The following is a 1,541-nucleotide window of genomic DNA, read 5'->3' on the forward strand; positions in this document are numbered from 1 at the left end:
GGGTCACTTCGAGCTGGACGTAGCCCGTGTAACGGGCCATCGGGGGGCCTTCGCCGGCGCTGAGCCGCTGCGGGGCGACGGACGGGAGGGTCGCCGCCGACGGCAGCGCCCAGGAGGCGGAGACGAGCAGGTGCATGGCCTCCCGGGGCCGGCCCAGCTCGCACAGTTTGCGGTACAGGAAGGTGAGCGTCCCCGGGGCCGGCGGTGGGCGCAGCTGCTCGGCGAGGGCCCTCGGCGTGGCGGCGTCGAACACCACCGTGGCGGGGAGGCGCAGGCCGGTCCGTTCCTCCAGTCGGTTGCGCAGTTCGATGGAGGTCAGCGAGTCGAAGCCGAGGTCGGGGATCGGGGTGTCCGGGTCCACGTCCGGGTAGCTGAGGACGGCGGCGACCTCGGCGCGCACCATCTCCAGCGTGCTGGCCGGCGGGGTCGGTTCCGGTGTGCTCCGCGGTTCCGGACGGTGCGGGTGGTGGGGCTGGTTGGGGTAGGTGGGCTCGGTCGGACCGTTCGGGTGGTCGAAGGCGATCGGTACCAGGACGGGTTCGTCGGTGCCCAGTGCCGCCTCCAGGAGTGCCAGGCCCTCGGCTGGCGCGAGGGGCAGCAGGCCGGCGGCGGCCGTCCGGTCGGCCATCATGCCGATCGTCCAGGGTCCCCAGGCCAGGGAGAGCGCGGGGAGTCCCAACCGCCGCCGGTGGCGGGCGAGTTCGTCGAGAGAGCTGTTGGCCGCCGCGTAGTTGGCCTGCCCGGCGTGGCCGAGCACACCGGCCGCCGAGGAGAACAGCACGAAGGCGTCCAGGTCCCGCTGTGCGGTCAACTCGTGCAGCTGCCAGGCGGCTTCGGCCTTGGGGCGCCACACCGTCGCCAGGCGGGCCGGGGTCATCGACGTCAGGATGCCGTCGTCGAGCACTCCGGCGGTGTGCACGACGGCCCGCAGGTCCTCGATGGAGTCGACCAGTGCGGTCAGCGCCGCCCGGTCGGTGACGTCCAGGCGTGTCTCGCCACTGCGGCCGGCGACGACGACGCGCACTCCCCTGCCCCTCAGGTGCTCGGCGACCGCCCGGCCCAGTGCGCCGCCCCCGGTGACCAGGACGGTGCCGCGCCAGGTGAAGGTGCCGCCCGGCACGGGGACCAGGTTCGCGCGTTCGGCCACCATGTCGGTCTGCCCGTCGCCGATTTCGGCCAGGGTGAACCGGCCCGGGTGCTCCGTCTGCGCGACCCGCACCAGGCCGGCCACCGCCGCGCCCGCCGGATCTCCCGGCCGTACCAGGACGGTGAGGTGCTCGTGGTCGGCCTGCAGTTCCCGCAGTGCGAGCGCCAGGGCGGCGGGGGCGTCGCCGGGCCGCACCTCGTGGACCCGACCGCGCGGCCGGCCCGGGGTCCGCTGCCACTCCGGGCGGAACAGCGCGCCCCGGCCGGACCCCGGCACGAGGTGGCCGGTCGAGCGGGTACCGATCGGACGGGTGTCGGCCGGACCGGTTCCGGAGGGACGGGTGTCGGCCGGACCGGTTCCGGAGGGACGGGTGTCGGCCGGACCGGTTCCGGAG

General features: G+C 75.1%; 1 protein-coding gene. It reads right to left on the bottom strand.

The features are described from left to right. On the bottom strand, nucleotides 1-1,423 hold a 1,423-nt coding region (locus tag ACIQOV_RS40925; protein ID WP_401056153.1), incomplete at its 3' end, for a type I polyketide synthase. Between the last annotated feature and the right edge of the window lie 118 nt (nucleotides 1,424-1,541).

It is taken from the genome of Kitasatospora sp. NPDC091257 (assembly GCF_044757675.1).
Lineage (GTDB): Bacteria > Actinomycetota > Actinomycetes > Streptomycetales > Streptomycetaceae > Kitasatospora > Kitasatospora lactacystinica.